General features: G+C 42.4%; 24 protein-coding genes and 1 other annotated feature. Of the genes, 22 read left to right on the top strand and 2 right to left on the bottom strand.

All coding sequences use genetic code 11. The annotated features are described in order from the left end of the window. Positions 1-128: 128 nt before the first annotated feature. The 3 genes from lonB (at position 129) to yihA (ending at position 4870) form a co-directional block, all read left to right on the top strand. Positions 129-1790: an ATP-dependent protease LonB gene (gene lonB, locus ACQYAC_RS06855; protein ID WP_012010784.1), complete on the top strand. Its 1662-nt coding sequence runs from the start codon at positions 129-131 to the stop codon at positions 1788-1790. Between the two features lie 171 nt (positions 1791-1961). Then, complete coding sequence (gene lon / locus ACQYAC_RS06850; RefSeq protein ID WP_169056868.1) at positions 1962-4286, top strand: endopeptidase La; 2325 nt, start codon at positions 1962-1964, stop codon at positions 4284-4286. Then, on the top strand, positions 4283-4870 hold the full coding sequence (gene yihA / locus ACQYAC_RS06845; RefSeq protein ID WP_429942989.1) for a ribosome biogenesis GTP-binding protein YihA/YsxC: 588 nt from the start codon (positions 4283-4285) through the stop codon (positions 4868-4870). The genes lon and yihA overlap by 4 nt, the downstream gene beginning before the upstream one ends. Positions 4871-4913: 43 nt before the next feature. Here yihA and ACQYAC_RS06840 read toward each other — a convergent pair whose 3' ends face one another. Next, positions 4914-5399: a hypothetical protein gene (locus ACQYAC_RS06840; RefSeq protein ID WP_058014524.1), complete on the bottom strand. Its 486-nt coding sequence runs from the start codon at positions 5397-5399 to the stop codon at positions 4914-4916. Positions 5400-5641: 242 nt separating this feature from the next. On the opposite strand from ACQYAC_RS06840, the gene hemA reads away from it, so the two are divergent. The 8 genes from hemA (at position 5642) to ysxE (ending at position 14359) form a co-directional block, all read left to right on the top strand. Further along, positions 5642-7009 carry a glutamyl-tRNA reductase gene (hemA, locus tag ACQYAC_RS06835; RefSeq protein ID WP_061408845.1) on the top strand — a complete coding sequence of 456 codons (1368 nt, stop codon included), beginning with the start codon at positions 5642-5644 and terminating at the stop codon, positions 7007-7009. Between the two features lie 7 nt (positions 7010-7016). After that, entirely contained in the window at positions 7017-7847 is an 831-nt protein-coding gene (locus ACQYAC_RS06830) for a cytochrome c biogenesis protein (protein ID WP_058014526.1), read from the top strand. A gap of 41 nt (positions 7848-7888) precedes the next feature. Then, the gene (gene hemC, locus ACQYAC_RS06825; RefSeq protein WP_180310419.1) at positions 7889-8824 is read left to right on the top strand and encodes a hydroxymethylbilane synthase; all 936 of its coding nucleotides are present in this window, start codon (positions 7889-7891) and stop codon (positions 8822-8824) included. Then, positions 8821-9612 carry a uroporphyrinogen-III synthase gene (locus tag ACQYAC_RS06820; protein ID WP_268496775.1) on the top strand — a complete coding sequence of 264 codons (792 nt, stop codon included), beginning with the start codon at positions 8821-8823 and terminating at the stop codon, positions 9610-9612. The genes hemC and ACQYAC_RS06820 overlap by 4 nt, the downstream gene beginning before the upstream one ends. Beyond that, the gene (gene hemB, locus ACQYAC_RS06815; protein ID WP_034661673.1) at positions 9609-10580 is read left to right on the top strand and encodes a porphobilinogen synthase; all 972 of its coding nucleotides are present in this window, start codon (positions 9609-9611) and stop codon (positions 10578-10580) included. The genes ACQYAC_RS06820 and hemB overlap by 4 nt, the downstream gene beginning before the upstream one ends. Before the next feature lie 27 nt (positions 10581-10607). Then, entirely contained in the window at positions 10608-11897 is a 1290-nt protein-coding gene (gene hemL, locus ACQYAC_RS06810; RefSeq protein WP_429942988.1) for a glutamate-1-semialdehyde 2,1-aminomutase, read from the top strand. 136 nt (positions 11898-12033) lie between these two features. After that, positions 12034-13290: a LysM peptidoglycan-binding domain-containing protein gene (locus tag ACQYAC_RS06805; RefSeq protein ID WP_429942987.1), complete on the top strand. Its 1257-nt coding sequence runs from the start codon at positions 12034-12036 to the stop codon at positions 13288-13290. 37 nt (positions 13291-13327) lie between these two features. Then, the gene (gene ysxE / locus ACQYAC_RS06800; protein ID WP_429942986.1) at positions 13328-14359 is read left to right on the top strand and encodes a spore coat protein YsxE; all 1032 of its coding nucleotides are present in this window, start codon (positions 13328-13330) and stop codon (positions 14357-14359) included. 46 nt (positions 14360-14405) lie between these two features. Here the strand turns inward: ysxE and ACQYAC_RS06795 are convergent, their stop codons facing one another. Continuing rightward, entirely contained in the window at positions 14406-14594 is a 189-nt protein-coding gene (locus ACQYAC_RS06795) for a hypothetical protein (protein ID WP_003216497.1), read from the bottom strand. Positions 14595-14762: 168 nt separating this feature from the next. Then, positions 14763-14992: a binding site (T-box leader), on the top strand. Positions 14993-15051: 59 nt separating this feature from the next. Between ACQYAC_RS06795 and ACQYAC_RS06790 the strand changes: the two genes are divergently transcribed. From ACQYAC_RS06790 to minD, 11 genes are all read left to right on the top strand, one after another. Beyond that, entirely contained in the window at positions 15052-17694 is a 2643-nt protein-coding gene (locus tag ACQYAC_RS06790) for a valine--tRNA ligase (RefSeq protein ID WP_429942985.1), read from the top strand. A gap of 65 nt (positions 17695-17759) precedes the next feature. After that, positions 17760-19064: a bifunctional folylpolyglutamate synthase/dihydrofolate synthase gene (locus tag ACQYAC_RS06785; protein ID WP_429942984.1), complete on the top strand. Its 1305-nt coding sequence runs from the start codon at positions 17760-17762 to the stop codon at positions 19062-19064. Between the two features lie 147 nt (positions 19065-19211). Next, positions 19212-19931 carry a prepilin peptidase gene (locus ACQYAC_RS06780; protein ID WP_169056875.1) on the top strand — a complete coding sequence of 240 codons (720 nt, stop codon included), beginning with the start codon at positions 19212-19214 and terminating at the stop codon, positions 19929-19931. Between the two features lie 168 nt (positions 19932-20099). Further along, positions 20100-21119 (top strand): SPOR domain-containing protein, encoded by a 1020-nt coding sequence (locus tag ACQYAC_RS06775; protein ID WP_429942983.1) that lies wholly within the window; start codon positions 20100-20102, stop codon positions 21117-21119. Positions 21120-21296: 177 nt separating this feature from the next. Beyond that, the gene (locus ACQYAC_RS06770; protein ID WP_012010768.1) at positions 21297-21866 is read left to right on the top strand and encodes a Maf family protein; all 570 of its coding nucleotides are present in this window, start codon (positions 21297-21299) and stop codon (positions 21864-21866) included. Positions 21867-21914: 48 nt separating this feature from the next. Further along, positions 21915-22589 carry a RadC family protein gene (radC, locus tag ACQYAC_RS06765; protein WP_034662037.1) on the top strand — a complete coding sequence of 225 codons (675 nt, stop codon included), beginning with the start codon at positions 21915-21917 and terminating at the stop codon, positions 22587-22589. A 90-nt stretch (positions 22590-22679) separates the two neighbouring features. Beyond that, entirely contained in the window at positions 22680-23699 is a 1020-nt protein-coding gene (locus ACQYAC_RS06760) for a rod shape-determining protein (RefSeq protein WP_012010766.1), read from the top strand. Between the two features lie 27 nt (positions 23700-23726). After that, positions 23727-24626, top strand: coding sequence for a rod shape-determining protein MreC (gene mreC / locus ACQYAC_RS06755; protein ID WP_058014537.1), 900 nt, complete (start codon positions 23727-23729; stop codon positions 24624-24626). Further along, positions 24623-25141 (top strand): rod shape-determining protein MreD, encoded by a 519-nt coding sequence (gene mreD / locus ACQYAC_RS06750; protein WP_034661648.1) that lies wholly within the window; start codon positions 24623-24625, stop codon positions 25139-25141. Before mreC ends, mreD begins: the two co-directional genes overlap by 4 nt. A 54-nt stretch (positions 25142-25195) precedes the next feature. Then, entirely contained in the window at positions 25196-25879 is a 684-nt protein-coding gene (minC, locus tag ACQYAC_RS06745) for a septum site-determining protein MinC (RefSeq protein WP_429942982.1), read from the top strand. A 2-nt stretch (positions 25880-25881) separates the two neighbouring features. Continuing rightward, a complete protein-coding gene (gene minD / locus ACQYAC_RS06740) occupies positions 25882-26685 on the top strand; it encodes a septum site-determining protein MinD (RefSeq protein ID WP_003216504.1) in 804 nt (267 codons plus the stop codon). Positions 26686-26758: the final 73 nt, after the last annotated feature.

The following is a 26758-nucleotide window of genomic DNA, read 5'->3' as shown; positions in this document are numbered from 1 at the left end:
CTCACTCCTGAATCTTTTGATTCAGGAGTTTTTTATTTATCGTGTAAGTTGTGTTTATTCCGTCCAGCTCTAGGAAATACTAGCAGACAGAAACCAATACATACGATAGATGAAGGAGGGAGCACCGATTGAGCTGGACAGGAATCGTATTATTCATACAACTGTTCTTTGGTATCGTCATCGGGCTGTACTTTTGGAACTTACTGCGAAATCAGCGCACACAGAAGGTGACGATAGACAAGGAGTCAAAGAAAGAAATGGAAGCACTCAGAAAGATGCGGTCAATCAAACTGAGTGAACCTTTATCAGAGAGAGTCCGGCCAAAGGGGTTTCAAGATATTGTGGGGCAGGAAGACGGCATTCGTGCACTAAAAGCGGCACTATGCGGGCCGAACCCACAGCATGTCATCGTCTACGGACCACCGGGAGTCGGCAAAACAGCCGCTGCCCGTCTTGTGATGGAAGAAGCGAAGCGTCACGCTGATTCTCCGTTTAAAAAAGATGCGGTCTTTGTAGAGCTCGATGCCACAACCGCGAGATTCGATGAACGAGGCATTGCAGATCCGCTTATTGGTTCTGTGCATGACCCCATTTACCAAGGGGCTGGAGCCATGGGGCAGGCAGGCATTCCGCAGCCAAAACAAGGAGCCGTCACACATGCTCATGGCGGGGTTCTGTTTATCGATGAAATTGGCGAGCTGCATCCGATCCAAATGAACAAAATGCTCAAAGTGTTGGAAGATCGGAAAGTCTTTTTAGACAGTGCCTACTACAGTGAAGAAAATACCCAAATCCCGAATCATATTCATGATATTTTCCAAAATGGACTTCCGGCCGATTTTCGATTGATTGGTGCCACGACAAGAACACCTGACGAAATTCCACCAGCGATCCGGTCAAGATGTCTGGAGATTTTCTTTAAAGACCTTGACCAGCATGAACTGAAAATCGTCGCTGCAAAGGCTGTCCAAAAAATTCAAAAGGAATTAAGTGACGAAGGGCTCAACCTGTTAACCTCCTATGTGAAAAATGGACGTGAAGCGGTCAACATGGTGCAGATTGCCGCGGGTATGGCGGTCACAGAAAACCGGAAAGACATTACGATTGAAGATGTCGAATGGGTCATTCATTCAAGCCAGCTGACACCAAGATATGAACAAAAAGTACCGGAAAAGCCAAAAGTCGGAGTAGTCAATGGACTGGCTGTGTATGGACCAAACAGCGGTGCCCTGCTTGAGATTGAAGTGAATATCTGTAAGGCGCTTGAAAAAGGCAGTATCAATATTACAGGGATTGCAGAAGAAGAAAGCATTGGCAATCAATCGAAATCCATTAGACGAAAAAGTATGGCCAAAGGGTCAGTTGAAAATGTATTAACGGTGCTTCGAAATTTAGGCATTCGGACAAATGAATATGACATCCATATTAATTTTCCAGGCGGTGCCCCAATTGATGGACCGTCTGCTGGAATTGCCATGGCGACCGCAATCTTCTCAGCCATACATCAAATTCCGATTGATCATCTGACAGCCATGACGGGTGAAATCGGATTGCAAGGTCAGGTGAAGCCGATCGGTGGTGTGATACCGAAGATTAAGGCAGCGAAGCAGGCTGGTGCCACAACTGTCATTATTCCTTATGACAACCAGCAGTCGATCTTAAAAGAGATTGAAGGGGTCACTATTGTGCCTGTGAAGCACTTCCAAGAGGTGCTGGATCAGTGTCTGGTCAACCCGCCAGACGAGAAGAAAGATGGACTAGAAGACGAAATGAAAAGAAAATCTGTTTAATCCCCATCATATATGGGGATTTTTTAGTGAAATAGATCTTTTTTTCTTTTTCAAGATAAAAAGAAAGGGTATACTACGGTAAGATCAACATTTCTCAAGTCTTTTACATTGTACAAGACTGAAACAGGTATATTATAATGATTCATACTAGTGACGGAGGTGTCAATCAACATGGCAGATGAAATCAAAAAGAATGTTCCGCTCCTTCCATTGCGAGGTTTGCTTGTTTATCCAACAATGGTCTTGCATTTGGACGTTGGACGCGAAAAGTCTGTTCAAGCATTGGAACAGGCGATGATGAACGATCATATGATTTTTCTAGCAACACAGCGGGAAATTTCAATAGATGAACCAGGTGAAGAGGAAATTTTCAAAGTCGGCACCTACACAAAAATTAAACAAATGCTGAAGCTGCCAAATGGAACGATTCGTGTACTCGTTGAAGGCTTAAATCGAGCGCAGATCGAATCATATGTGGAGCTTGAGGACTATACGTCTGTCGACATTAAAGAATTGGCAGAAGAAGAATTAAAGGACGCAGAAGCAGAAGCACTCATGCGTACATTGTTAGATCACTTTGATCAATACATAAAAATTTCTAAGAAAATCTCAGCTGAAACATATGCAACAGTGACGGATATTGAAGAACCTGGGAGAATGGCAGATATCGTTGCTTCCCACCTGCCGCTCAAATTAAAGGACAAACAAGAAGTGCTGGAAACAGTGGATGTCAAAAAACGGCTGAACCGGGTCATCAGCTTAATTCACAATGAAAAAGAAGTACTCGAGATTGAAAAGAAAATCGGGCAGCGCGTGAAACGTTCAATGGAGCGGACGCAAAAAGAATATTATTTACGTGAACAAATGAAAGCTATTCAAAAAGAGCTTGGAGACAAAGAAGGGAAAACTGGGGAAGTCAGTTCTTTAATGTCTAAAATTGAAGAGTCGAGCATGCCAGATTCTGTTCGTGAAACGGCGCTCAAAGAATTGAATCGTTATGAAAAAATTCCTTCAAGCTCTGCTGAGAGCTCTGTGATTCGAAATTATATTGATTGGCTGATCGGCCTCCCGTGGGGCATCTATACAGAAGATCGTCTCGATTTAAAGCTTGCAAGTGAAATTTTAGATGATGAGCATCACGGGCTGGAAAAGGTCAAAGAACGGGTGCTTGAATATCTTGCTGTACAGAAGCTGACCAATTCACTAAAAGGACCGATTCTTTGTTTAGCAGGACCTCCTGGAGTAGGGAAAACGTCACTTGCTAAATCGATTGCCAAATCACTTGACCGAAAGTTTATTCGTGTTTCCCTTGGCGGTGTGCGCGATGAGTCTGAGATTCGTGGACATAGAAGAACGTATGTAGGTGCGATGCCAGGCCGTATTATTCGCGGAATGAGCAAGGCAGGAACGATGAATCCGGTTTTCCTTTTAGATGAAATCGATAAGATGTCCTCTGATTTTAGAGGTGATCCATCTTCTGCGATGCTTGAAGTCTTAGACCCAGAGCAAAATCATAACTTTAGCGATCACTATATTGAAGAAACATTTGATTTGTCTCAAGTGTTATTTATTGCTACTGCCAACAATTTAGCAACCATTCCAGGTCCACTTCGTGATAGAATGGAGATTATCACGATTGCAGGGTATACAGAGGTTGAAAAAGCAGAAATTGTGAAAGATCATCTTCTGCCGAAGCAGCTAAAGGAGCACGGATTAAAGAAAGGGAACTTGCAGCTTCGTGAAGCAGCGATTTATGATACGATTCGCTATTACACAAGAGAAGCGGGTGTTCGTGGATTAGAGCGTCAGCTTGCGGCGATATGCCGTAAAGCAGCAAGAGCAATTGTGGCTGAAGACCGCAAACGTATCACGGTGACGGAAAAGAACTTATCTGAATTTCTTGGAAAAAGACTTTACCGTTATGGTCAGGCTGAAACGACAGACCAAGTGGGTGTTGTCACAGGACTTGCGTATACCACTGTTGGCGGAGATACCTTGTCAATTGAGGTATCACTTTCTCCGGGTAAAGGCAAGCTGTTGTTAACAGGTAAGCTTGGTGATGTCATGAGAGAATCTGCACAGGCGGCATTCAGTTATATTCGTTCGAAGGCAGATGAACTGAACATTGATCCTAATTTTAATGAAAAGCATGATATTCATATCCATGTTCCAGAGGGTGCGGTTCCTAAGGACGGGCCATCAGCTGGTATCACCATTGCGACGGCTCTTGTATCAGCCCTCACAGGACGACCTGTGTCAAAAGAGGTTGGTATGACAGGAGAGATTACGTTAAGAGGAAGAGTGCTTCCAATTGGCGGACTAAAAGAAAAAGCATTAGGCGCACATCGTGCAGGACTGAAAACCATTATTCTTCCAAAGGACAATGAGAAGGATATTGATGATATTCCTGAAAGTGTGAGAGAAGGACTAACCTTTATTCCGGTCTCGCATTTAGATGAGGTGCTTGAGAAAGCGTTGGTAGGAGAGGGAAGATGAAAGTAACAAAATCAGATATCGTCATTAGTGCGGTAAAACCAGAGCAGTACCCAAGCGGGGGACTGCCTGAAATCGCTCTTGCTGGACGATCAAATGTTGGGAAGTCCTCGTTCATCAACTCATTGATTAATCGTAAAAATTTAGCGCGTACGTCTTCTAAACCAGGTAAGACTCAAACGCTTAATTTCTACATCATCAATGATATGCTCCATTTTGTGGACGTTCCAGGCTACGGCTTTGCTAAAGTATCAAAGACAGAGCGTGAAGCCTGGGGTAGAATGATCGAAACGTATATTACAATGCGTGAAGAATTAAAAGCAGTCGTCCAAATTGTGGACCTGCGTCATAAGCCATCAGTAGATGATGTGAACATGTATGAATTCCTGAAATATTACGGAGTTCCTGTGATCGTCATCGCAACAAAGGCGGACAAAATTCCAAAAGGCAAATGGGAAAAACATGCGAAAGTCGTCAAACAGACGCTTAATATTGCCCCATCTGATGAACTAGTCCTATTCTCTTCTGAAACAAAAAAGGGAAAAGACGAAGCCTGGAATGCCATTCTTGCGAAGATTAATAACTAAAAAAAGGCATCTGTCATGAGCAGATGCCTTTTTATTGTATAAGTTATTTCCTTTTTAAAAATAATAAGAGGAGACTGACAGCAATCAGTACATAAGGCCAGTACAATTCAAAACCGGAAGTAGGGATCGAAAAGGAACTTAGCTGCTTTGTAATTTGCTGAAAGAAATAAAGGAACAGACCGAGTGCAATGAGAACAACACTTTCAATACGATATTCTTTTTTCTGAGATGATTTCACAAAAAGAGCAAGTCCAACGATGAATACGATCATCGTAAATGTGTCTGGCCAGTAGTCCAATTTTGGCTGAAGAATAAAGTGTAGCGAAAGGCCCGTCATCAGCATACCGATAAACACATGAGCGCTTTCTTGCTCCTTCTTTCCTTGATATAAGAAAGCAAGGCCAAAAAGCAGTACGAGTGTATACCATTTCTCTTGATCCTTCCAAATGTCAAATTGACCTCCTGAGAGAATGGCATATAGCGCTACAGCCAGCAAAGTGAGCGGCAGCAAAATGGATTTCTTCTTCAAAGATGTCACCTTCTTTTAAGCAGATCATTTGTCCGCACGCGCCAAATCTGGTAAATTGCTTGAAGTGATGATATGGCATAATGGGTGTCGAACATTTTTCTACTATATCACAACATTTTTGAAATCTGTTCACAATTTTCATCCAGCTAAAAATGAATATATGTTATAATCATTATAAATAATAAATTCTATATTGTAATTATTATAAATTAGACAGGGCGTTGGGGGTGCAAGCTGAAGTTATGCATATTCTTGTTGTGGGTTTAGATTATAAAACAGCCCCTGTTGAGATACGGGAACAGCTGAGCTTTGAACCGAGCGAGCTCGGAACAGCGATGTCCAAGCTTAAAGAAGAAAAAAGCATTCTAGAGAATATCGTCATCTCAACATGTAATCGAACAGAGATCTACGCAGTGGTAGATCAGCTTCATACTGGACGGTTTTATATAAAAAGATTTTTAGCTGATTGGTTCGGTTTAGAAAAGGAAGATGTCTCGCCTTATTTGAAGTTCTATGAAAATGATGGAGCGGTCGAGCATTTATTCCGTGTGGCCTGTGGACTTGATTCCATGGTGATTGGCGAAACACAAATACTTGGTCAAGTGCGCTCTAGCTTTAAAGTAGCTCAAGAGGAGAAGACCATTGGTACCGTTTTCAATTATTTATTCAAACAGGCGGTCACCGTTGCAAAACGCTCTCATGCGGAAACAGACATTGCGTCTAATGCCGTGTCTGTCAGCTATGCAGCTGTCGAGCTTGCGAAAAAAATCTTTGGACGTCTTTCTGATAAACATGTCCTGATTCTTGGTGCGGGTAAAATGGGCGAACTAGCGGCTCAAAACCTTCAAGGTCAAGGGATTGGTCAAGTAACGGTTATCAATCGAACATATGAGAAAGCAAAAGAATTGGCAGGCCGTTTTTCAGGAGAGCCTAAAAGCTTAAACCAATTGGAAAAAACATTATCTGAAGCGGACATTTTAATTAGCTCCACTGGTGCGAAACAATTTGTCATTACAAAAGAAATGGTCGAAGGTGCGAATAAAAAGCGGAAAGGCAGACCACTATTTATGGTGGATATTGCTGTGCCCCGTGATTTAGATCCAGCCATTTCTGAAGTAGAAGGTGCTTTTTTGTATGACATTGATGACCTTGAGGGCATCGTGGCAGCTAACTTAAAAGAACGCCGTGCGGTGGCTGAGCAGGTTGAGCTCCTCATTGAAGCAGAAATTGTGGAATTTAAGCAATGGCTGAATACGCTTGGTGTGGTTCCTGTCATTTCTGCACTTAGAGAAAAGGCGCTGACGATTCAAGCGGATACGATGCAGAGTATTGAGCGAAAGCTTCCGAATCTCACACACCGTGAAATGAAGCTATTAAATAAACATACGAAAAGCATTATCAATCAAATGCTGAAAGATCCTATCTTAAAGGCAAAAGAAATTGCCGCAGAGCCGAATGCAGAGGAAAAACTTTTACTTTTCAAAGAAATCTTTGATTTACAGGTTGAAGATGAGGAGCAAAAGGTCGAGCCTGTGCAGGTGGAGCAAGGGTCATTTCAGCTGTTTAAACCAAATATGGCACAAGGCCTTGCTACAGTTGCTAGTGAGTGATTAAGCGATGATGGAATCCATTGTAGCGAGACTAGGCGAAGCGACGACCTTGATCTATGCACTAAGTGTCTTGTTCTATTTCATAGATTTTCTTCAACACAACCGGAAGGCTGGAAAAATAGCTTTCTGGTTGCTTTCTATTGTCTGGCTGCTGCAAACAGTCTACATGTTCTATATTATGATGGAAACAGACCGATTCCCTGTGTTGAATGTAGCAGAGGGGTTATATTTTTATACGTGGGTGCTTGTGACACTTTCACTTGTTCTCACAAAGGTCTTGCGTGTTGAATTTATCGTCTTTTTTACAAATGTCATCGGTTTTTCCTTGATGGCAATTCACACCTTTACACCATCTGATCTTCACTCAGCAGAACTAACGGGGAAGCTGACGAGTGAGTTGCTTGTGATTCATATTACGATGGCGATTTTATCATACGGTGCCTTTTCACTTTCATTTGCTTTCTCTCTTCTCTATCTCTTTCAATATCGTTTGCTGAAAAAGAAAAAATGGGGAAAATGGCTTCTAAGAATTGAAGATTTATCGAAGCTTGATCATATGGCATACGTATTAAACATTATAGGCGTGCCGATGCTCTTACTTAGTTTGATTCTTGGCATCATTTGGGCGTATATTTCGTATGATACGTTGTACTGGACAGATGCAAAGGTGCTTGGTTCGTTTATTATGCTGTTTTTATATGGTGTTTACTTATATATCAGATTGGTGAGAAATATGCAGGGCAAAGTCGTGGCACTGTGGAATGTCGGTTCATTCCTTGTGCTGATGATCAATTATTTTCTGCTTGGTAGCTTATCAACCTTTCATTGGTTTCAATAAATAATGATGAGTCTTAAGGGCATTGTCGGGAGGAAGACGAATTGCGTACAATTAAAGTAGGTTCTAGAAGAAGTAAGCTTGCAATTACACAAACAAAATGGGTCATTCAAAAGCTGTCTGAACTAAACCCTTCTTATTCTTTTGAAATAAAAGAGATTGTGACAAAGGGTGATAAAATTTTAGATGTAACCTTATCAAAGGTTGGCGGAAAAGGACTGTTTGTCAAAGAAATTGAACAGGCGATGCTGAATCACGACATCGATATGGCCGTTCACAGTATGAAGGATATGCCGGCTGCTCTTCCTGAAGGGTTAGTCATTGGCTGTATTCCTGAGCGTGAAGATGTAAGGGATGCTCTTATTTCGAAGGATCATCTGCGTCTTCACGAGCTGCCGAATGGTGCTATTGTGGGAACAAGCAGCTTGCGGCGCAGTGCCCAGCTTCTTCAAGAAAGACCAGATCTGAACATTAAATGGATTCGAGGAAACATTGATACACGATTGGAAAAGCTCAAAAATGAAGAATATGATGCCATTATTCTAGCGGCTGCCGGTCTGTCCAGAATGGGCTGGAGCAAAGATGTCGTGTCTGAATTTTTATCTCCTGAGACTTGCCTGCCCGCAGTTGGCCAAGGCGCTTTGTCAATTGAGTGCCGCGGAGATGATGAAGAGCTATTGCAGCTCCTTGCTCAATTTACGAATGAATACACGAAGAAAACGGTTCTCGCTGAACGAGCCTTCCTCAAACAAATGGATGGCAGCTGCCAGGTGCCGATCGCTGGCTATGCAACGATGAATGAGCGTGATGAAATTGAACTGACGGGTCTTGTGGCATCTGCTGATGGACACACGATTATTCGAGAAACTGTATCAGGCACTGACCCTGAGGCAATTGGAACAGCATGTGCGAAGCAGATGGCTGATAAGGGAGCAAAGGATTTAATCGACAAGGTGAAAAAGGATCTGTCCTCCCAATGACCATAGGCCAATCGCTTCACGGACAGACGGTGCTTGTCACTCGAAATGAACGTCAAGCGGGTGTGTTTCAGCAGAAGATTGAAGAGCTGAACGGCCATGCTGTTTTAACCTCTCTTATTCGGTTTGAGCCTACGCTCACAAATGAAAAAGCGCAGGCCTTTTTAAAGGACTTAGAAAATAGCCAATGGCTTGTTTTCACGAGTGTGAATGGTGCGTCTTTTTTTCTGAGCTACATAGAGGACCATCATTTACATAAAAGTTTATCCCATTTGAAAGTAGCTGCGGTAGGTGAGAAAACCTCTGCCTATCTTGAGCAGCACGGCTTGAAGGTGGACGTAGTACCAGAACGATTCATAGCGGAAGAGCTCGCAGATGCGCTGCTTGACCATGTGCATCCGGGAGAGCGTGTGTTTGTAGCAAAAGGACACCTGTCTCGAGATGTCGTGAAGAAAACGCTTGTGCCACTTGGCATAGAAGTAAAAGAATGGATTTTATATGAAACGGTTAAGGATGAGGAAGGGATTGCCGCTCTTAAAACGGCAATGACGAAGCAATCATTTGATTTTATTACATTTACGAGCTCATCGACTGTCCATTCATTTATGCATGCCATGGAGGCAGATGCAGCGAAGCTGGCTGCTTCTGACACCTGTTTTGTGACGATCGGTCCTCTGACAAAAGAGGCACTGCTTCAATACGGGATTTCTTCTGAAACCCCAGATACTTATACGATAGACGGAATGCTTGAATTGATGTGCCGTTTATCTGAAAGGAAGTTGAATCAATGATGAAATTTAACAGACACCGCAGACTGCGGACAAGCGCAGGAATGAGAGAATTAGTCAGAGAAACCTTTTTAAGACCATCTGATTTCATTTATCCGATCTTTTTTGTAGAGGGCGAAAATGTCCGAAAAGAAGTCCCTTCAATGCCGGGTGTTTATCACATTTCAGTGGACCTTGTAAAAGAAGAAGTCCAAGAGCTTGTCGATCTAGGCATCAAATCAATTATTGTATTTGGTGTTCCAGATCATAAAGACCATGTGGGCAGTGAAGCATATCACGACCATGGCATTGTGCAAAGAGCAACGCTTGAGATCAAAAAGCATTTCCCAGAGCTTGTGGTCATTGCAGACACTTGCTTATGCCAATATACAGATCACGGACATTGCGGAATCGTTGAAGATGGTGAAATTTTAAATGATGAATCTCTTCAGCTATTAGCGAAAACTGCTGTTAGTCAAGCGCGCGCAGGTGCAGATATCATTGCGCCTTCAAATATGATGGATGGATTTGTGGTTGCCATTCGTGAGGCGCTTGATGAAGCTGGCTTTATTCATGTACCTGTCATGTCATATGCTGTGAAATATGCAAGTGCGTTTTACGGTCCGTTTCGTGATGCGGCGCATAGCACACCGCAGTTTGGAGATCGTAAAACATACCAAATGGACCCTGCAAACCGTTTAGAAGCATTAAGAGAAGCGCAATCTGACGTAGAAGAGGGAGCTGACTTTCTCATTGTGAAACCATCCCTTTCTTATTTAGATATTATGCGTGATGTCAAAAATGAATTTACACTCCCTGTTGTTGCTTACAATGTGAGCGGAGAATATGCAATGGTCAAAGCCGCTGCTCAAAATGGGTGGATTTCTGAAAAAGAGCTTGTTCTTGAAATGCTGACAAGCATGAAACGTGCAGGAGCAGAACTTATCATTACGTATCATGCAAAAGATGCAGCAAAATGGCTCTCAGAATAAAGAACGGATAGACAGGAGGACGTTGAAATGGGACGTAGCTATGAAAAATCAAAGCAAGCATTTGAAGAAGCACAGCATTTAATGCCTGGTGGTGTCAACAGCCCTGTACGTGCATTTAAATCAGTGAACACAGATCCGATTTTTATGGAACGAGGCAAAGGCGCCAAGATATATGATATTGATGGAAATGAATACATCGATTATGTCTTATCATGGGGACCGCTTATTTTAGGGCATACGAATGACCGTGTGGTTGAAAGCATTCAGCGAGTTGCAGAAAAGGGGACAAGCTTTGGTGCTTCGACATTAGTTGAAAATGAATTAGCTAAGCTTGTATCAGAGCGGGTTCCTTCTATCGAAGTCATTCGTATGGTCAGCTCTGGTACAGAGGCAACCATGAGTGCGCTTCGTCTAGCTCGAGGCTTTACAGGCAGAAATAAAATTGTGAAATTTGAAGGCTGCTATCATGGCCATGGCGACTCTTTGCTTATTAAAGCAGGTTCAGGTGTTGCAACGCTAGGGCTTCCAGATAGCCCAGGTGTACCTGAAGGGACTGCAAGCAATACGATCACAGTGCCTTACAATGATTTAGAAAGCATTCAAGTTGCTTTTCAGGAGTTTGGAGACGATATTGCAGGTGTCATTGTCGAGCCAGTTGCAGGAAATATGGGCGTTGTCCCTCCGCAAGACGGTTTCTTACAAGGGCTGAGAGATATCACGGAGCAATACGGAGCTTTACTCATTTTTGATGAGGTCATGACAGGCTTCCGTGTGGATTATCACTGCGCACAAGGCTACTTTGGCATCACACCTGATCTGACGTGTCTTGGTAAAGTGATTGGTGGCGGTCTCCCAGTCGGTGCTTATGGCGGAAGAGCGGATATTATGAGACAAATTGCGCCAAGCGGCCCAATTTATCAAGCAGGAACGTTATCTGGTAACCCACTTGCGATGACAGCAGGCCTGGAAACCTTAAAACAGCTGACACCTGAGTCTTATGAAGAATTTAGACGAAAAGGAGACCAGCTGGAAGAAGGCATTTCAAATGCAGCAAAAGCACACGGAATTCCATTAACGTTTAACCGTGCAGGTTCGATGATTGGATTCTTCTTTACAGATGAAGAAGTGGTCAATTATGACAAAGCTAAAAATGCTGATCTCGCTTTATTTGCTGAATTTTATAAGGAAATGGCCGATCACGGCATCTTCCTTCCACCTTCTCAATTCGAAGGATTGTTCCTATCAACAGCCCACACAGATGAAGACATCGAATATACGATTGAGACAGTGGAAAAAGTATTTCAAAAACTACGTTAATAAACGAAAGCCGATATGGAGATATATCGGCTTTTTTGTGTTGCTGAAAACCAATCATATTTTCACTGCCGCTCACATACATCTGTATTGACATCTAATTTTATTTTGAAGGATTAGATGAAAGGAGGACACCGACTTGTCTCAAAACAATCGATTACAGTTTTCAGTAGAAGAATCCATCTATTTCAAAAGCGGACAGGAAGTCAGTGAGCTGCTGTCTATTTCTCTCGATCCTGACATTCTCGTTCAAGAAGTGAATGATTATGTTTCGATTAGAGGTTCACTCGAGCTAACAGGAGAATACAACATAAATCAAGAGGAGCTATTGGGTGAATTGAGTTCCTATGCATCATACAGAGAAGCTGATGAGGTGAAGGTCAGAGAAGACGGGACGGCGGAGCTTCTGCATCAATTCCCAGTCGATATCACGATTCCTAAAAACAAAATCAGTCATTTAAATGATGTGTTTGTGTTTATTGATGCGTTTGATTACCAACTGACAGAAAATCGTTTGCTCACCATTCAAGCTGATCTAGCGATTGAGGGTCTTTTAGACGAGGAAACGCCTCAAGCGCCTGTAGAGGAGCCGTATGAATTTGTTCATCGTTCTGAAGAAGAATATGGCGACGTCACCTACGATTATCAGCTGCAGCCAGAAGATGAAGAGGAAGAAGAACTGCAAGACTATGAACGTGAGATTGAAGAGGATCAGGCTGTATTACAGCATGACACGCGCGCCGAAGAAGAGGAACAGGAAGAAGAAATTGAGATAGAGCTGGTGAGTAGGGAAGAAGAAACCGAAGAACTGGAAGAACAGGAGGAAACGGAGAGCCAAGAAGAAGTGGCGCTTGGTTATCGCTCCTTACCTGAAGCTCAGGTGCAAGAACCACCATTTTTTGAACCGCCTAAGCTCTTAGATGAAGAAGAACGGCAGGACACGTTTTTTGAAGTAGAAGTGAGAAAAGATCCGGAAATAACCGAAGAGCAGGAAGAAAAGGTTCAGCCGTATCCAGTATTTGAATCACCCGCTTATCACGTGGAAGAGGAAGAGGCGCGGGATGACACGTACCAGCTTGGACGGTTATATGAACGAGAAGCACCAAAAGTATATGAGTCAGCTCAAGAAGAAGAGGCGCTTGAAGAAGACGTGAGAGAAACGTCGGGCAGTGAGAACTCTCTTTATTTAACAAAGCTGTTTGCTAAGCAGGAGGAGGAAGATTTTTCTCGCATGAAAATATGTATAGTTCAGCAAGAAGATACGGTCGATCGTATTTGTGAGCGATATCAGTTGAATGTGCAGCAGCTTCTTCGCACAAATTCATTATCGGTGGATGCGGAGCTTGAAGAAGGGCAGATTCTTTATATTCCTGAATATCAAAAAAGCAATGCATAACAAGAGATGACCGATCGAGAAAATGTGGTGAGTGAACGTGGATGAGATCCAATCTGTCCTATACGAATACGGGCTTGAGGCGGAATACGTTGAACCTGTCAGTCCTGCTGTCGTCAAAATATATACAAAGCAGGGCGTGTTTGCCTTAAAGCGAGTAAAAGCCAGTCGACATATGCAGTTTACAGAGCAAATGCTTGAACTAGAATCAAAGGGCTATCGCTCTTTTGTGCCGATTTATCGGACGAAGAGCGGTTCTTTTTTCTCAAGTCATCGTGAAAGTCAGTACGCATACTATCTCATGCCTTGGCTGACGAATGAAAAGAGAGAAGAGCAGGACGATAAACATGAATATTTGTTTCAAGAGATTGCAAGACTTCATCAGCGGACTGAAGTGATGATGGATATCACAGAGCAAGAGGTCGAAGCGCACTACAAACAAATCAAGACCAAATGGGAAACAGAGAAAGACATGTATGAACGATTCATAGAGCGGGCAGAGCAGACTTGGTATATGTCGCCATTTGAACTGACTGCTGCGATGTATTTTTCAGAGGCGATGTCTGCCAGCGAATTTGCCCTTGAACGATTAGAAGATTGGTATGAAGAAATGAAAGATAAAGAAACAACACGTGTTGTCTTAAATCATGGGCAGCTGTCGATTCATCACTTTTTGTATAATGATGTAGGCACAGGACATTTCACCAATTTTGAGCGGTCTAAAAAAGCCGCCCCCATTTATGATCTTCTGACCTTTTACTTTCGGACATTCAAAACCTATCCCACGTCTTGTCCTGAATGCACTTCCTTGTTTTATACGTACCAAAAAGGAAATCCTCTTCGGGAGGAAGAGCTTCATCTGTTCCTTAGTTACCTTGCTTATCCGCAAGGTCTGTTTGATACAGTTAAAACCTATGAAGCAGGCGGGCAGGATGAGATGGAAAGCTGTCAACAGCTGTTAAGAGCGTATTGGCAGATGAAAAATTCAGAGCCGACCGTCATGAAGATACATGAGATTGAGCAGGCTAGACGGCTTGAAGAAGAACAAAGTGCCTCGTCATCAGCGGAATGACGAGGTTATTTTGTGTTCATATTGGCTGGTACATAAGCGCGAGTGTTTAAAACCAATCAAGGTGAAAGGCGCAGGCGAGAAAAATGAGAATACCTAAGATGAGGACGTCAAATGTTGTGGGAAAAATGATTGTACGAAACCCTTGAAATATCGCAATCGGCAGAACGACCTGGGAGGCCACTGCCCGAATTTGTCTCAGCCAGGGGGGAAGTGTATAAGGATTGATCTTTTTCAAAGCAAACGCCCTCCTTCTTCATTTTGTTATTATCATATGGGCAAAGAGGCAAAGGGTGCTTGCCTAATTTGTATAAAGAAGAAGAAAAGCGGAAAAGATGATTGACGAAAACAAAAGGCATTTAGTAATATAAATAAAAGATGAGTATGTGCTGATGAACGTGATATATCGTAAGCGTGGATCAGGAAGAGTACGAGCAAGACCCTAAAGAGAGGGAGACCATGTGCTGAAAGGTTTCCTAGGATGTACTTGTTTGGAAGGTCGCCTGTGAGCTTAATTTCTTGAATGAACAAGTAGAGAAATTCGGGAGAACCCCGTTATCCTTTAGAGTGTATGGGACACGTCTATGTGTTCCATGAAAAAAGGTGGTACCGCGAAAAAGCTTTTTCGTCCTTTTATAAGGATGAAAAGGCTTTTTTTATGTTTCATCAGCCGAAAAAATGTGGAGGTTACATAAATGGAAACAAATAATCAAGAAATGCCAACAAAGTACGACCCAAATGCGATAGAAAAAGACCGCTATACGTACTGGCTTGAAGGGAAATTCTTCGAAGCACAAAATGACAAAACGAAAGATCCATATACAGTCGTCATTCCTCCACCAAACGTGACAGGAAAACTGCACCTTGGGCATGCATGGGATTCGACCCTTCAAGACATCGTGACACGTATGAAACGGATGCAGGGCTATGACGTTCTATGGCTGCCAGGAATGGATCATGCCGGTATTGCGACGCAAGCAAAGGTCGAGGCAAAGCTTCGCGAAGAAGGCGTAAGCCGTTATGACCTTGGCCGGGAGAAATTTGTGGAAGAAACGTGGAAGTGGAAAGAAGAATATGCGGACTTTATTCGCAGCCAGTGGGCGAAAATGGGACTTGGTCTTGATTACTCGCGTGAACGTTTTACATTAGATGAGGGTTTGAATAAAGCGGTACGCCAAGTGTTTGTCCAGTTGTATGAAAAAGGGCTGATCTATCGCGGAGAGTACATCATTAACTGGGACCCAGCGACGAAAACGGCACTTTCTGATATTGAAGTCATTTATAAAGATGTTCAAGGCGCGTTTTATCACTTAAGATACCCACTTTCAGATGGCACGGGTTCAATTGAAATTGCGACGACAAGACCTGAAACAATGCTCGGAGATACAGCCGTTGCTGTGCATCCTGATGACGAACGTTATCAGCATTTGATTGGAAAAACAGTGGTCTTGCCAATTACAGGACGCGAGATTCCAATCGTTGCTGATGACTATGTCGATATGGAGTTTGGTTCAGGAGCTGTGAAAATTACACCTGCTCATGACCCGAATGACTTTGAGCTTGGAAACCGCCATAACTTAGAGCGTATTCTTGTCATGAATGAAGATGGCACAATGAATGCAAATGCACTGCAATACAAAGGAATGGACCGCTTTGAATGCCGTAAACAGCTTGTTAAAGACTTGCAAGAAGAGGGGATTTTATTCAAAATTGAGGACCATATGCATTCAGTTGGTCATAGTGAGCGAAGCGGAGCTGTCGTTGAACCTTATTTATCAACACAATGGTTTGTAAAAATGCAGCCGCTGGCAGACGAAGCCATCAACCTTCAAAATGGAGATGACCAAGTTCAATTTGTTCCAGACCGCTTTGAAAAGACGTATTTACACTGGATGGAAAATATCCGTGACTGGTGTATTTCTCGTCAGCTATGGTGGGGACACCGCATTCCAGCTTGGTATCATAAAGAAACGAAAGAAGTATATGTTGGACTGGAAGCACCAGAAGATTTAGAGAACTGGGAACAGGATAACGATGTGCTTGATACATGGTTTAGTTCAGCGCTTTGGCCTTTCTCTACAATGGGCTGGCCAGATGCAGATAGTGAAGACTTCAAGCGCTACTATCCAACGAACTTGCTTGTTACAGGCTATGACATCATTTTCTTCTGGGTCTCTCGCATGATCTTCCAAGGTCTTGAATTCACAGGAGAAAAACCGTTTAAAGACGTTCTTATTCATGGGCTGATCCGTGACGAGCAAGGACGTAAAATGAGTAAGTCGCTAGGAAACGGAATTGATCCAATGGAAGTCATCGACAAGTACGGAGCAGATTCATTAAGATATTTCTTAGCAACTGGAAGCTCACCAGGTCAGGATCTTCGCTTTAGCTTTGAAAAGGTTGAATCCACTTGGAACTTTGCGAACAAAATTTGGAACGCATCACGTTTTGCTTTAATGAACATGGACGGATTAACGTATGATGAGCTTGATTTAACAGGAGAAAAATCAGTGGCTGACCAATGGATTTTAACTCGCTTAAATGAAACGATTGAAAGTGTCACACAGCTAGCTGACAAGTATGAATTTGGTGAAGTGGGCAGACATTTATACAACTTCATTTGGGATGACTTCTGTGATTGGTACATTGAGATGGCGAAGCTTCCGCTTTATGGAGAAGATGAAGCAGCGAAGAAAACGACTCGTTCCATCCTTGCGTACGTATTAGATCAGACGATGAGACTTCTTCATCCGTTCATGCCATTCTTAACAGAAGAAATCTGGCAGCATCTTCCGCACGAAGGTGAATCGATTACTGTAGCGGCTTGGCCTGAGGTGAAACCGGAGCTTTCAAACGAACAAGCGTCTGCTGATATGAAACTGCTTGTGGAGCTCATCCGTTCTGTTCGTAACATCCGCAGTGAAGTGAATACGCCAATGAGTAAACAGGTGGAGCTTTACATTAAAGCCTCTACATCTGATGTGCAGGAACGCTTAGAGAAAAACCGTTCATATATCGAGCGCTTTACGAACCCAAGTGTACTAGAAATTGGCACAGACGTCCCAGCTAGTGATAAAGCGATGACGGCTGTTATTTCTGGAGCAGAGCTCATTCTGCCGCTTGAAGGCTTAATCAACTTAGATGAGGAAATCGCTCGTCTGCAAAAAGAACTGGATAAGCTGACAAAAGAAGTTGAGCGCGTCCAGAAAAAGCTAGGCAACGAAGGCTTTATGAAAAAAGCACCTGAAAGTGTCGTAGAAGAAGAGCGTGCGAAAGAACGTGACTATGTCGCAAAACGCGAAGCTGTTCAAAAGCGTATTGAAGAGCTGAAAGCATAAGGTTGAAAAGACGGCTCCTAACAAAATGGAGTCGTCTTTTTTGAAAATTTCGGATGAAATGAGAGATGACATTGTTTACAACCTATCATGAAGCCATTGAGTGGATTCACAGTAGATTGGCCTTTGGTGTAAAACCTGGTCTTGAAAGAATGAAGTGGCTGATGAACAAACTAAGCCATCCGGAACAACGCATAAAAGCAGTACATGTTGCAGGTACAAACGGAAAAGGTTCAACGATTGCGTTTACTCGTTCCGTTTTACAGGCAGCAGGCTATTCAGTCGGCACCTTCACCTCCCCGTTTATTTTAACTTTCAATGAACGAATCAGCGTGAATGGAGCACCTATACAGGATGAAGAATGGCTGAGTTTGGTCAATAAAATCAAGCCTTTTGTTGATGAGTTAGATCAAACAGAGCTTGGTGCAGCAACAGAGTTTGAAATCATTACCGCATGTGCATTTACTTATTTTGCCGATGTGCAGCAAGTAGACTTTGTCCTACTAGAGACAGGCCTTGGCGGAAGACTTGATTCAACAAATGTTGCCTTCCCTATCTTAACAGCGATTACGTCAATCGGTCATGATCATATGGCGATTTTAGGTGACACACTTGAACAAATTGCATCTGAAAAAGCAGGCATTATTAAAGAGGGTATTCCGATGATTACTGCTGTTCATCAACCGGAAGCACTTGCGGTCATTCAAAACATCGCAAAAGAAAAGAAGGCGGAATGCATTTCATTACAGGATATTTGTACCTTCAGTCATCAGCAGCCAACAGAAACAGGCGAACAGTTTACGTTAAGCACACCAAAAAGGCAGTATCCGCAGCTTGAAACAGGGTTAATCGGAACGCATCAACTGCAAAATGCTTCCCTTGCTGTTCTACTCATTGAATGGCTGGAGCAAGAAGGTTATATTAGCGTGACAAAAGAGCAGATATATGAAGGTATTCGGTATGCAGTTTGGGCTGGAAGATTTGAAAAGGTTAAAGATCATCCACCAGTTTATTTAGACGGCGCTCATAATGAAGAAGGAATCGACCGTTTAATTGAAACGGTACAAGCACATTTTTCTAGTAAACAAGTGCATGTCTGTTTTAGTGCTTTAAAAGATAAGCCGTACAAGCAAATGATTCAAAAACTTGAAGCCGTTAGTTCCTCTATCCATTTTGTTTCATTTGATTTTCCAAGAGCTGAATCAGCGGAAAAGCTTTATGCGTGCAGTCAGTTAGAGGCAAAATCGTATGACGATGACCCTCGTGCAGTGCTTGAGTTCATTCAGAAAAAAAGTGATGATCCTTCAGTGGTGATTCTTGTGACAGGCTCCCTTTATTTTATTTCAGATATACGAAATCGTATGATCGGGTAACGAAAAGACGCAAATGGCTTTGATGCCTCCTGCGTCTTTTTCTTTTTATATGTAGAAGAGGGGGAAAATCATATTTTCACTAGATGCTTTAGTGGATAGGGGCATGGTAAAATCCGGTCTATCTTATTCCCGGAAGGAGTTCCACATATGATTGAGAGTTTTTTGTTTCTTGCAGGTATCACGATGGGTTCGTTCTTTCATCTCGTAGGCGAAAGGCTGCCGGTGAAGCGGTCTATTCTCTTCCCGCGTTCTCACTGCACAGCCTGTAAACAGCCGCTATCCCTGCACGAAATGATCCCGCTCGTTTCTTATGCTGTATGGAAGGGGTCTTGTAAACATTGCGGTATTCGTCTATCTTGGCTATACCCAATGATTGAACTGCTGTCAGGCGGTCTTTTTTTACTCATTTATAGGATCGTTGGTTTTTCGTTTGAAGGTCTTTTTCTTGTGATTCTTTGTAGTTTATTCGTGATTGCTGTCGTGAGTGATTTTCTCTATATGAGAGTGCCGAACGAGCTGTTTCTCTTCTTTTTCCCTCTTTTCGTCATATACCGCACGCTGGAACCGCTTCTGATCTGGTGGGAAGGGGCGGCTTCTCTCATTTTTTGCATTCTTTTGTTTTCTAGTCTAGATTATTTTAAGCCAAATAGTATGGGTGGAGCTGATATGAAGCTATTCAGTGTGCTTGCGTTTTGCTTTGGCTTCAAGCCGTTCCTTCTCATGCTTTTTCTCTCATGTATTGCTGGAATGGTTTATGCAAAGGTCTTTTCCTTTCGATTAAACGAGCCATTCCCTTTTGTTCCTTCGATCGCTTTTTCTTTTCTGCTGTATCTCTGTGGTGCCCCTGTCTTGTTTCTATTTGGCTAGTCGAAGGGGTGAAAAAATTGGCGAACACTTTTTTGCCCTGCCGACAAAAGTCTTGTTCTTTTTTTTTTCTGCTATGTTAAAGTGTGAAACAGAAAGAAGGACGGGTTAAATTCGCACTGATTCATTGGACAGAAAGGTCTTTCTTACAAACATGTCAGAAAGCGGGGAATGACAGTGAAAAAGAGGCAGGCAAAAAAACAAGGGCTAAAGGTCAATATTAATGGCAAGGAAGAAATGGTACATGAAGATGATCATCAGCCGCCAAAACAGCAAGAAGATCAAGTGACGTTTTCGAATTGGGAAGAAAAGAGACATTCGGAACAGGAGACAGCAGCTTCTCAGGAAGATTCGTCTAAACCGAAAGAAGAAGATTTCCAGTGGGATGATGCTGCTGATCATATTTATCATTCTGATCCAAAAGTCGTCACACCTTATCAAAAGAAAAAAAGCTCCTTTGATCAGAAGTTCGGTAAAAATCGCGGCCCGTTTAAGAGAGTGATGACAACGATTGTGTTTGCGGTCGTTCTTGGGACAGGCCTTGGGGTGTTTGCGCTTAGTTTAAGTCAAGATGGTACATCAAATCCTTCAGGTGGAGATATCAGTGTCTCGGCATCTGGTTCTGGAAATCAATCATCGATGAAAGCCGGCGGGGATGAGCCGAATGCAGGTACTACAGATGAATCAAAAGAGAACAAAGATGAAAAAAGTGCCTCTGGCAGTTTATCAACCTTTGTTGTACAGGCTGGGAAATTCTCTTCTGAAAAAGGAGCAGATGACTTAGTTGGCAGTTTAAAAGATGCAGGGTACGCAGGGAAAAAGATTTCCATGGATGATGGATATTATGTCATTGCCGGGCTTGCGACAGAGCAGGGGATGACAAGCGCTGTAGGGAAGAAATTGATTGATCAGCACTTTGAGGCGTGGGGAGGAAAGGAGCTCTCATTTCAAGTACCAGATGAGCTGACTAGTTTAATAGAAAAGGCATCTGTACTGTCATCCAAAGTGATTGCAGGCGATGAAGTAGATCAAAAAGAAGTCACACAGCTAATTTCTGAGCTTGAAAGTGCCAAAACAGAGGACGCACCGGCTAAAAGCGGTTTGCTGAAAGCTGTGCAGCTATTAAATGACCCAACTGCTGAAAACGGCTGGAAATCTCAGCAGGCATTGCTTGATCAATTAAATACGTAAAATCATTTTTTAAGAAACGAAACTAGTCAAAAAATGACTAGTTTTTTTCTTTTGCATCCAACATAATGATGAAGGTACATGAAAAATGAATTTTCGTAAATTGTCGGTAAGATGTACATTTGCTAGGATGAATGGGTATCTTACTTCTTATGCTAAACCCTGAAAGGATGAACAAACATGAACCAATTGATTCTCGCATCACAATCACCTAGAAGAAAAGAATTGCTTGATCTAGCAGGGTTTTCTTATGACATTCAAGCAAGTCATTTAAAAGAAGAAATAAATCGAAACCTTTCCCCTGCTGAGAACGTCCAATGGTTGGCAGAACAAAAAGCAAATGATATTCAAAGATTAAACCCCAAAGCTGTGGTCATTGGTGCAGATACAATTGTTGCAATTGACGGCAAATGTCTTGGGAAACCAAAAGACAAGAAAGAAGCGGCTTTTATGCTTCAATTATTATCAGGAAAGACACATCAAGTCTTGACGGGTGTCACGGTTCAGTCAGAGAATAGAAAAGAAACATTTTATGAACAGACAGAAGTGACATTTTGGACGCTGACTCAAAATGAAATTGACCGCTATATCGAGACGGGCGAACCCCTTGATAAAGCGGGAAGCTATGGCATTCAAGGGAAAGGCGCACTGTTTGTTCAAAAAATAGATGGTGATTATTTTTCCGTTGTCGGTCTACCTATTGCGAAAACAGTCAGAGTGCTTGAAACCTTTGGAATCACCCCTTTTTGAAGACAGGAAGGAATTCTAAAAGGAGTGGTCATCCTGAACGATTTCCCTATGCTGCTAAAGCATTTCCCTCATGATGAAAAACCGAGAGAACGATTTATCAAATACGGGCCCAGCAGTTTGTCAAATCATGAACTTGTTGCGATTCTTCTAAGAACAGGCACGAAAAAAGAATCAGTTCTCCAAATTTCCGCAAGACTTTTGCAAACATTTGGCGGTCTTCGCTCTGTAAAAGAAGCCTCAATTGAAGAAATGTCGAAGATTCGAGGAGTTGGAAAGGCGAAGGCGATTTCTCTTTTAGCTGCTTTAGAACTCGGCACTAGATTACACCATCAAACGACGGATAACCGCTATGTGATCCGCACACCAGAAGACGGAGCGAACTTTGTGATGGAAGATATGAGGTTTTTGACACAGGAAAATTTCGTTTGTCTTTATCTTAATACAAAAAATCAAGTTCTTCATAAACATACCGTGTTTATTGGAAGCCTGAATTCATCGATCGTTCACCCGCGTGAAATTTTCAAAGAGGCCTTTAAACGTTCGGCCGCTTCATTTATATGTGTGCACAACCATCCATCTGGAGATCCGACGCCCAGCAGGGAAGATATTGAAGTGACACAGCGACTTTTTGAATGTGGAAAGCTGATTGGAATACAGCTGCTTGATCATCTAGTCATAGGTGATCAAAAATTTGTGAGTTTGAAGGAAAAAGGGTATTTGTAACACTTTTTTTTTCAATGTTTTACGATATAATAGAGTTTATGAGTTTTTCCCTAAAGGGAATTTTGGTTTAAGAAAGGAAGATACATACATATGTTTGGAATTGGTACAAAAGACCTTGGAATAGATCTTGGAACAGCGAATACGCTTGTTTTTATTAAAGGAAAAGGCATTGTTGTAAGAGAACCTTCGGTCGTAGCCTTGGAAACTGATACGAAGTCTATAGTGGCAGTCGGAAATGATGCTAGAAATATGATTGGCCGTACACCTGGTAATGTTGTGGCACTACGCCCGATGAAAGACGGAGTCATTGCAGATTACGAGACGACAGCAACAATGATGAAATATTACATTAATCAAGCATTAAAAGGCAAAGGGCTTTTTGCTCGTAAACCTTACGTGATGGTATGTGTACCATCTGGTATTACAGCTGTAGAAGAGCGTGCAGTCATTGATGCAACAAGACAAGCTGGTGCACGTGACGCATACCCGATTGAAGAGCCTTTTGCTGCGGCGATCGGTGCTAACCTGCCTGTATGGGAGCCAACAGGAAGTATGGTTGTAGACATTGGAGGCGGTACAACAGAGGTAGCCATTATTTCTCTTGGCGGCATTGTGACATCACAATCAATCCGCGTGGCAGGAGATGAAATGGATGATGCGATCAGCAGCTACATCCGTAAAACGTATAACCTGATGATCGGTGATCGTACGTCAGAAGCGATTAAAATGGAAATCGGTTCTGCGCAGCCTGATGTACATGACGAAATGGATATTCGCGGCCGTGACCTTTTAACAGGTCTGCCAAAAACGATCTCGATTACAGCAGATGAGATTGCAAAAGCGCTTCGCGATACAGTGGAAACAATTGTTGATGCGGTGAAAATGACACTTGAAAAAACTCCGCCTGAGCTGGCAGCAGATATTATGGACCGCGGAATCGTTTTAACTGGCGGCGGTGCATTGCTTCGTAATCTTGACAAAGTCATTAGTGATGAAACGAAGATGCCAGTCATTATTGCGGAAGACCCGCTTGACTGTGTGGCAATCGGAACAGGCAAAGCACTAGAGCATATTCATTTGTTCAAAGGAAAATCAAAAGATAATCGATAATCGGGCGTAAATAAAGAGGTGTAAGACATGCCGCAGTTTTTTATGAATAAAAGATTAATGTTGCTCCTTGTCTGTGTCATCGTACTGGTGGCCATGATTGGTTTTTCAGTGAAAAGCGGCAGAGGTGCTTCATGGCCGGAAAAATTAGTGGGGGATACGACAGGCTTTTTTCAAGGTGTCTTTCATAAACCATCACAATTTATTGCCGGTATTTATGGAAATGTTCAAGATTTAAAGAACACATACGATGAAAACGAACGTCTTCGAAAAAAACTTGATGGACAAACCCAATATGAGGCGAAACTTCAAGAACTAGAAGATGAGAACAAAAAGCTTCGCAAGCAGCTCGGATATGTGAACTCTATTCGTGATTATACGCCAATTCTATCAACGGTTATCGCGAGAAACCCGTCCCTTTGGGATAGCTTTGTCATGATTGATAAAGGAAAAAAACAAGGCGTTGACAAAGATATGGCGGTCACAAATGAGAGTGGTGCGTTAATTGGGAAGATTGAAAGTGATAAGCTCAACAATTTTACTTCGACTGTAAGGTTGCTAAGCTCTACTGACCAAAATAATAGAATTTCAACGAAAATTTTTGCGAAAAAGGGCAAAGAAGAACTCAACGGAATTATTAACGGCTATGACAGTAAGAAAAAAATGCTGACAATGAATATTCTGAAATCTGATGCAGATGGAGATGTCAAAAAAGGAGATCTTGTTGAAACATCTGGGGCAGGGGGCGTATTCCCTCAAGGCTTGACGATTGGTAAGGTAAGTGAAATCGAGCCAGATCATTACGGCCTGACAAAAATCATTTATGTAGAACCAGCGGCTGAACTCAACAATTTAGACCGTGTGATTGTGGTGAATCGCAGCTCAAGTACGGGAGATGCATCTGAATTGACGAAGGAGGAAGGCTCGTGAGACGTGTCCTTCTTGCTTTCGTCATGTTGTTTATCTTCGTATTTGACAGTATTTTTGTCGATCTAGTGAAGCTCCCATTTGTTTCAGACAATCAAATTTTAGCTCCTCATTTCATCTTACTCGCACTTGTATTTATGACGGCTTTTGTGAATCAAAAATATGGTGTGATTTTCGGTTTTATCTTTGGACTTTTATATGATATTTCGTATACAGGCATACTTGGTGTTCATATGTTTGGCTTTGGAGCGCTCTGCTATTTGCTAGCGAAAGCCTTTAAAGTTTTGCAAACGAATATGTTAGTGGTCGTCTTTCTGTCGATTATTGCTGTTTCCGTGATGGAGTTTTATGTGTACGGCGTTCAAGCGACGATTCAACCAGGGATTATGCCGTTTAATACGTATGTCATCGAACGCTTTATTCCAACGATTCTTTTAAATACTGCTGCGTCTCTCATACTTGTTGTGCCGCTTAGGCTCTTTTTCATCAATATGAAACAAGGACTGATCGACGAATAAAAGCAGGAGTTTGTCCAATTACGGCGAAATGAGTATGTTGTTGAGGTGAGCATCTTGAAAACTCAAAAACAGCAATATGTGACGATAAAAGGTACAAAAAACGGATTAACATTACAGTTAAATGATGACTGTTCGTTTGATGACCTTCTTTCTGGCTTGCGAGAGGTTCTTTTACTTGAGCAATATACAGATGGAAGGGAAGGTCATAAGGTTAATGTGCATATTAAGCTTGGTTTTCGGTATTTAACAGAGGATCAGGAAATGCGTTTGACTGAAGCAGTCTCTGAAAATGAACATCTCGTCATTCACTCTATTGAAAGTGACGTCATGTCTACTGAAGAGGCGAGACGATTAAAAGCAGAGGCCGAAATTACCTCTGTAGCGAAAATTGTACGCTCTGGACAGGTACTGTATGTTGAAGGAGACCTCTTATTAATAGGAGATGTTAATCCTGGCGGAACGATTCGTGCAGGGGGAAATATTTTTGTGCTCGGCGCTTTAAAAGGTGTGGCACATGCTGGATGTAATGGGAATAAACAATCTGTCATTGCTGCATCTCGTATGATTCCAACACAGCTTCGCATCGCACAAGTGTTTAACCGTGCACCAGATCAAAAAGAAGATGGAAATGAAATGGAATGTGCTTATTTAGATATAGATGGCAACATGATCATTGAACGCCTGCAGCAATTGGCTCATATAAGACCTAATCTGACAAGGCTTGAGGGAGGAATGTGAAATTGGGCGAGGCTATTGTGATTACCTCAGGAAAAGGCGGCGTTGGCAAAACAACAACATCTGCAAACTTAGGCACAGCACTAGCAATTCAAGGGAAAAAAGTGTGTCTAGTTGATACCGATATTGGCCTTCGGAATTTAGATGTCGTGATGGGGCTTGAGAACCGCATTATTTATGATCTAGTCGATGTAGTAGAAGGAAGATGTAAAATTCATCAAGCGCTTGTAAAAGATAAGCGTTTCGAGGATCTTTTATATCTTTTACCCGCTGCTCAAACAAGCGATAAAACGGCTGTAGAGCCAGAGCAGATCAAAGAATTAATTCAATCATTGAAACAAGACTTTGATTATGTCGTCATTGATTGCCCTGCTGGAATTGAGCAAGGCTTTAAAAATGCTGTATCTGGTGCAGATAAGGCAATTGTCGTGACGACGCCTGAGATCTCAGCTGTAAGAGATGCCGACCGTATCATCGGCTTGTTAGAACAAGAAGATATCGAACCACCTCGTTTGATCGTCAACCGTATTCGTACACACATGGCGAAAAGTGGCGATTCAATGGATGTGGATGAAGTTGTCCATCACTTATCGATTGATCTTCTTGGCATTGTTGCTGATGATGATGACGTGATTAAGGCTTCAAACAATGGGGAACCGATTGTCATGGATGCTAAAAATAAAGTCTCGATTGCGTATCGTAATATTGCCCGCCGCGTACTAGGCGAATCTGTTCCACTTCAATCATTTGAAGATGAAAACAAAGGAATGTTTGCTAAGCTGAAAGCATTTTTTGGTGTAAGAGCTTAATAAACAGTCAGGTAAGATGAGACCGATTCGATCAGAATCGGTCTTTTTGTTGCATATCAGATGAGGTCGCCAC

The sequence above is a fragment of the Bacillus sp. MM09(2025) genome (genome assembly GCF_050496725.1).
In the GTDB taxonomy this organism is placed as follows: domain Bacteria; phylum Bacillota; class Bacilli; order Bacillales; family Bacillaceae; genus Bacillus; species Bacillus pumilus.
Note: the sequence above shows the minus strand (reverse complement) of the source record. Positions and strands in the feature narration are given on the sequence as shown.